Origin of the sequence: Enterobacter sp. YSU (assembly GCF_016082135.1) — a bacterium.
GTDB lineage: Bacteria > Pseudomonadota > Gammaproteobacteria > Enterobacterales > Enterobacteriaceae > Enterobacter > Enterobacter hormaechei_C.
Genome location: NZ_CP059487.1, coordinates 4,835,073 through 4,841,118, shown reverse-complemented (window position 1 = coordinate 4,841,118; position 6,046 = coordinate 4,835,073). Strand labels below are relative to the sequence as shown.

Genomic DNA, 6,046 nt, shown 5'->3' with positions numbered 1-6,046 from the left:
CTTTTCGAAGGGGTATTTTGGCTTTGACATATCAGGGACTATTCCATTTCATCGTCCAACAAAATGGGTGCAGTACAGGTAAATGAAAATTTCCCGGGGCTTCCTACTTTCTGTCCCTCAACAATGCTCAAGACAGAAAGTCTTAAGCACCCGCCGCACATCTTATCCCTCTGAATTAAAATGCAAAGATGTAATTCTTTTTCGCACGAATTACATTATTTCTGCGAGCCGCTTTCCAGAATAACAATTGATATTTTTAATGTGTTAAGCGGAAATAAAAAGGGAGTGAATATCTCACTCCCTTTATTCATCGATTAATTAACGGCATCAACCCATTGCGCTTTCACGCAGGCGGGCTTTCAGCTTGTTATATTCGTCGATCACATACTGTTCCGCAGCGTGTTGATCCGCTATTGGCTCCACGTTTACGGCGCAGTATTTATACTCCGGCGTTTTGGTTATCGGGCTTAAGTTCTCCGTCACCAGCTCGTTACAGGCGCCAATCCACCACTGGTAGGTCATATAGACTGCCCCTTTGTTTGGACGGTCGCTGACCTGCGCGCGGGTAATGATGCGGCCTTTACGCGAGTTCACCCACACCAGCGCTTCATCTTCAATACCGAGACGTTCGGCATCGGCGGTGTTGATCTGCGCGTAGCCCGGTTCATCCGCCAGCGCCGCCAGCGCGGCGCAGTTGCCGGTCATGGAGCGGCAGGAGTAGTGGCCCACTTCACGCACGGTGGAGAGCACCATCGGATACTCGTCGGTGAGCTTATCGATCGGCGCGACCCAGTCGCAGGTGAAGAACTGCGCCAGCCCGTTCGGGGTGTCGAACTTCTCTTTAAAGAGGTACGACGTCCCCTGATCGGATTCTGACTCATCCCGGCACGGCCACTGGATGTAGCCCAGCTCACCCATTTTTTCATAGGTTGCCCCATAAAAGTCCGGACACAGATGCCGCAACTCGTCCCAGATCTCCTGGGTGTTGTTGTAGTGCATCGGGTAGCCCATGCGGGTGGCGATTTCGCTGATGATTTGCCAGTCTGTTTTCAGATCCCACTTCGGCTCGACGGCCTTGAAGAAGCGCTGGAAGCCGCGGTCTGCCGCCGTATAGACACCTTCATGCTCGCCCCAGGAGGTCGACGGCAGAATCACATCCGCCGCTGCCGCGGTTTTGGTCATAAAGATATCCTGAACAATCACCAGCTCCAGATCCTCAAAGCCTTTGCGCACCGCAGACAGTTCGGCGTCGGTCTGGAGCGGATCTTCACCCATGATGTAGGCCGCACGTACTTCACCGTGCGCCGCGCGGTGCGGCAGCTCGCTGATGCGGTATCCGGTGTGTGCCGGCAGACTTTCCACGCCCCAGGCCTTCGCAAACTTCTCGCGGTTTTCCGGGAACTTCACGTACTGGTAGCCCGGATAGGTGTCCGGCAGCGCGCCCATATCACACGCACCCTGCACGTTATTCTGACCACGCACCGGGTTCACGCCCACATGCGCTTTACCCAGATTGCCGGTCAGCATGGCGAGGCTGGTGAGCGAGCGCACGGTTTCCACGCCCTGGTAGAACTGGGTCACGCCCATGCCCCACAGAATGGCGGCGGTTTTCGCTCCGGCGTACATCCGCGCCGCCTGGCGGATCTCCTGCGCGCTGACGCCGGTTATCGCCTCTACTGACTCCGGCGTATAGCCTTCGACAATCTTGCGATACTCTTCAAACCCTTCCGTACGGCTCGCGACAAACGCCTGGTCGTAGAGGTTCTCCTCAATAATGACATGCCCCATCGCATTCAACAGCGCGATGTTCGAGCCGTTTTTCAGTGCGATGTGCATATCCGCAATGCGCGCGGTTTCAATTTTACGCGGATCGCAGACGATGATTTTCGCCCCGTTCTGTTTGGCGCGAATAACGTGATTCGCGACGATAGGGTGAGAATCCGCTGGGTTATAGCCGAAGATGAACACCAGATCGGTGTTATCTATCTCATTGATGGCATTACTCATTGCGCCGTTACCGACCGACTGGTGCAGACCTGCAACCGATGGGCCGTGTCAGACGCGAGCGCAGCAGTCGACGTTATTGGTACCAATAACGGCGCGCGCGAATTTTTGCATCACATAGTTGGTTTCATTCCCGGTTCCGCGTGAGGAGCCGGTGGTCTGAATCGCATCCGGGCCATACTTGGCCTTGATGGCGCTGAGGCGCGTGGCGACGTAATCCAGCGCTTCATTCCAGGAGACGGCTTCCAGCTTGCCGCCGCGCTCGCGGCGGATCATAGGGGTTTTCAGGCGCGGCGTGAGGATTTGGGTATCGTTAATAAAATCCCAGCCGTAGTACCCTTTCAGGCACAGCGTGCCCTGATTGGTTTTACCCTGCGCCGCTTCCGCCCGGACGATTTTGCCGTTATCGACCACCAGGTGGATCTTGCAACCTGAGGCACAATAAGGGCAAACCGTGACGACTTTTTTCATCACTTTGCTCCAGTTAAACAGTTCTTACCTGCCCAATATGCAGCTTCTATGCCATGTTTTTACTATGGGTATTTCCTGACTTTACGGCCCTTTGCGGGGCAAAACCCTGACGAAAAACAGCCAATCGTCAAAATTGACGTGTCGAAAGGGCAGGGGATGTGACATGGATTGAATTTCCGTCACGTAAAAAACAATTCGGCTGGAGCCGGCGGCAGAATGGTTCAGACTTAACATAATTCCCTGACGGAAGCATGCGATGAAACCGGCGATTCTGGTGGTTGATGATGATGTCGCAGTCTGCGAACTGCTACAGGATGTGCTCAGCGAGCACGTCTTTACCGTGCTGACGTGTCACACCGGTCAGGACGCGGTGAACCGTGTCCAGCAGGACCCTGGCATTGCGCTGGTTCTGCTGGACATGATGCTGCCGGATATCAACGGATTACAGGTTTTGCTGCAACTGCAAAAGCAGCGACCATCGCTACCGGTGGTGATGCTGACGGGGCTGGGAAGTGAATCAGATGTGGTCGTCGGGCTGGAAATGGGCGCCGATGATTACATCGGAAAACCGTTCAATCCGCGCGTGGTGGTCGCCCGCGTTAAGGCGGTGCTGCGTCGAACCGGCGCGCTGGATGCGGAGCCTGCCGCGCCGCGCGTTGAAGGTATTACCTTTAACGGCTGGACGCTGGACACCACCCGCTGCGAGCTGAGCGATCCGCAGCGTAATACCGTGCCGTTAACCCAGGGCGAATACGGCCTGCTGCTGGCATTAACGCAAAACGCCCGCCGGGTACTGAGTCGTGAACAGCTGCTGGAGCTGACCCACAGCGAAAGCGCCGAGGTCTTTGACCGCACTATCGACGTGTTGATCATGCGGCTACGGCGAAAAATTGAGGTCAATCCGCACCAGCCTTTGCTGATCAAAACCATTCGCGGTCTGGGCTATGTTTTTGCCACGGACGTTTCCCATCATGAGAAAGCCGCCTGACCGTTCTCCTGAATAAACGCCTGAAGCTCGGCCAGCGTTTTCGCGCCGTCAATCGCATTGGCCGCCAGCAGGCTGGCCCGCGCGCAGGCGTGCGCCAGATAAATACTCTCGGTAAGCGACAGCGATTCATGGCAACCGTATAAAAAGCCTGCGCAAAACGCGTCGCCCGCACCGACGCTGCCGATAATCTCCTCCTGCGTCAGCTTCCACGACGGAACCCATTGTCCTTTTTCACCCGGCGCTTCACCCCATGCCCCTTCCGGACAGTGGATCACCACCCGCTGCCGCACGCCTGCCGCCAGCAGCTGTGCGGCAGCGTCGGCGATATGGACCATGTTCAGCGCACCATGACCGTCGCGGATCTCAAGCCCGCTAAACTCACCGGCTTCCAGCTCGTTAATCACCAGATAATCAAGATGACGCAGGGCAGGGAGCACCAGCGGCTGATAGCGCGGATCGCCCTTGCGGGAGACCAGATCGAGCGAGGTTTCATACCCCTGATCGCGCATCTGTACCAGTAACCGCGCGCTGCGGGTGCCAAACTCCTCGTCCGGCATGTCCAGGCTGTCGAGCAGCAGCAGATAGCCGAGATGGAAGATCTTCAGCGATCCGTCTAAACGATCGAAGGCGGGAAGATCCAGCAGGCGGTTGGCGCCCGGCGAGTGGAAAAAGGTGCGCTGTCCGCTGGGGTCGGTCATCACCTGCGACATCGACGTTGGGGCGAACGTCGTGCGCTGCACGCGCTGGCGATTGACGTGATACTGGTCGAGCATCGCCAGAATATAGTCTCCGTCGCTGTCTTCCCCAATCAGCCCCACCGCCTGTAACGGCAGGCCGACGTGCATTTTCGCCAGCGTCAGCAGAACGTTGAGCGGCGCACCGCTGGTTGAGCGTTCGCTGTGGGTGATTTCCGCCAGCCAGCCGCGCTCCGGCCACTGTACGATCTGGTGGACGTGATCCACCAGCATGTTGCCTGCGGCGATAATCCCTTTGCGTTCCATTATGCCTGCCCCGCGCTGCCGAAGATGCGCATCTGCTCCGCGACCGTATCGGTAATGGCCTCTTCAATGCCCAGCAGCAGTTCGGCAAACTCATCGTACAGCGGCTGGCGGTTCGCCATGCGCTGCTCAACGGCGGCGAGCGCGGCCTGCGACATGCCGGTATAAAAATTGATTTTATGAATGCCGAGCTCGATAGCGCGGCGGAAGTCGGCATCGCTAATCCCGGAGCCGCCGTGTAAAACCAGCGGCAGCCCCGTCTGCTGGCGAATGGCGTCCAGACGCGTGAAATCAAGCTTCGGCTCGCCCTTGTATTTCCCGTGCGCGTTGCCAATGGCGACCGCCAGCGCGTCGATATCGGTTAAATCGACAAATTCGCGCGCCAGCTGCGGGTCGGTAAAGAACGCTTCGTCCGCGTGCCCGTAAAGCGCGCCGCCTTCGTCACCACCGACCGCACCCAGCTCCGCCTCCACCGACACGCCCACCGCGTGGCACATCTTCACCACTTCCCGCGTCTGGCGAATGTTTTCCTCGTAGCTTAGCGTTGAGCCGTCGAACATCACCGAGCTGAATCCTAAGCGCAGGGCGCGTACGACGGCTTCAAAATGCAGCCCGTGGTCGAGGTTAAGCACCACGGGAATATCGTGACGGGCGGCTTCGAACTTCACCGCTTCAACAAGCGACTCCAGAGACACGTACTTGAAATGCACTTCGGCGATGTTGATGATAAACGGCGAGCGTTCCTGCTTCGCGGCGGCAAACAGCGCGCGCAGAAAATGGGAGTCGAGAACGTTGAACGCGCCCAGGGCGTAGCGGTGTTCTCTGGCGTGTGCCAGACCGTCGGCAAGAGAAATCAATGGCATCATTCACTCCTTATATCCGAAACAGGTTGTACTCGTTGCACAGCACCAGCACCGCCGGTTCGTCTTCTTCGATGGTGTTGTAGCGATCGATGGGCTGTAAAAAGTGGTTGTCGTGTTCATCGTCATTGACCGACGACACTTCGCCCACCAGCACGTCGCCAAAGCCGCGTTCACCCCAGAAACTGTGGTACAGGCCGGGCGTCAGGCAGATGCTCTCCCCTGGCGTGAGGCGCAGCTGGCTGCCGGGCGCGTGCGTCTGCCGACAGCCGTCTATCGTGACGATCACGTCGGTGTTTTCGGTCTCCTCATGCGCCCCCGCATTCCATAACTCAATAATCAGATTCCCGCCGCCGCGGTTGATGATGTCCTCCCGCTTGCGCCAGTGGAAATGCATCGGCGTCACCTGGCCGTCGCGCACGTGCATGATTTTTTCGGCATAGCACTTCTCATAAGGCACACCGTTGGGGGAGCCGTTGCGCAGGGTAAACAGCGTTAACCCCTGTGCGGTAAAGCTGTTGCTGCCAAACGCCGTCACGTCCCAGCCGAGCCTGAGGTCGAACACCTCCTGCCAGGCGGCCTGGTCAAGCTGCTGCCATTTTGTTGGCGGAAAGCTGGCAAACGGCGGGAGATGCACGTCGTGCATGGAGAAGAACTGCCGCGTGTGGCCGAGGATTTCATTGATGTCGGAGCGTTTCATGGGGACTCCTTGCGTTTTATGCCAC

5 protein-coding genes are annotated in these 6,046 nt (G+C 57.5%); 1 reads left to right on the top strand and 4 read right to left on the bottom strand.

Annotation, left to right across the window (positions count from 1 at the left end; genetic code table 11):
• Positions 1-327: 327 nt before the first annotated feature.
• A complete protein-coding gene (gene fdhF, locus H2Z33_RS23280; protein WP_080024796.1) occupies positions 328-2,475 on the bottom strand; it encodes a formate dehydrogenase subunit alpha in 2,148 nt (715 codons plus the stop codon).
• 256 nt (positions 2,476-2,731) lie between these two features.
• Here fdhF and H2Z33_RS23275 point away from each other — a divergent pair, with 256 nt between their 5' ends.
• Entirely contained in the window at positions 2,732-3,463 is a 732-nt protein-coding gene (locus H2Z33_RS23275) for a response regulator (protein WP_015570202.1), read from the top strand.
• On the opposite strand, the gene H2Z33_RS23270 is transcribed toward H2Z33_RS23275, so the two are convergent.
• From H2Z33_RS23270 to H2Z33_RS23260, 3 genes are read right to left on the bottom strand one after another with little or no spacing between them, the layout of a single operon-like run.
• Positions 3,445-4,464 (bottom strand): carbohydrate kinase family protein, encoded by a 1,020-nt coding sequence (locus tag H2Z33_RS23270; protein ID WP_063135428.1) that lies wholly within the window; start codon positions 4,462-4,464, stop codon positions 3,445-3,447. The two genes, H2Z33_RS23275 and H2Z33_RS23270, sit on opposite strands and share 19 nt — an antisense overlap.
• Positions 4,464-5,324, bottom strand: coding sequence for a ketose 1,6-bisphosphate aldolase (locus H2Z33_RS23265; RefSeq protein ID WP_063135429.1), 861 nt, complete (start codon positions 5,322-5,324; stop codon positions 4,464-4,466). Before H2Z33_RS23265 ends, H2Z33_RS23270 begins: the two co-directional genes overlap by 1 nt.
• A 10-nt stretch (positions 5,325-5,334) precedes the next feature.
• On the bottom strand, positions 5,335-6,021 hold the full coding sequence (locus tag H2Z33_RS23260) for a D-lyxose/D-mannose family sugar isomerase (RefSeq protein ID WP_062938442.1): 687 nt from the start codon (positions 6,019-6,021) through the stop codon (positions 5,335-5,337).
• Positions 6,022-6,046 lie beyond the last annotated feature (25 nt).

Coding starts and splice junctions, on each gene's coding strand:
- H2Z33_RS23265 (WP_063135429.1), bottom strand. CDS start 5,324: ATGCCATTGATTTCTCTTGCCGACGGTCTGGCACACGCCAGAGAACAC.
- H2Z33_RS23260 (WP_062938442.1), bottom strand. CDS start 6,021: ATGAAACGCTCCGACATCAATGAAATCCTCGGCCACACGCGGCAGTTC.
- H2Z33_RS23275 (WP_015570202.1), top strand. CDS start 2,732: ATGAAACCGGCGATTCTGGTGGTTGATGATGATGTCGCAGTCTGCGAA.
- H2Z33_RS23270 (WP_063135428.1), bottom strand. CDS start 4,464: ATGGAACGCAAAGGGATTATCGCCGCAGGCAACATGCTGGTGGATCAC.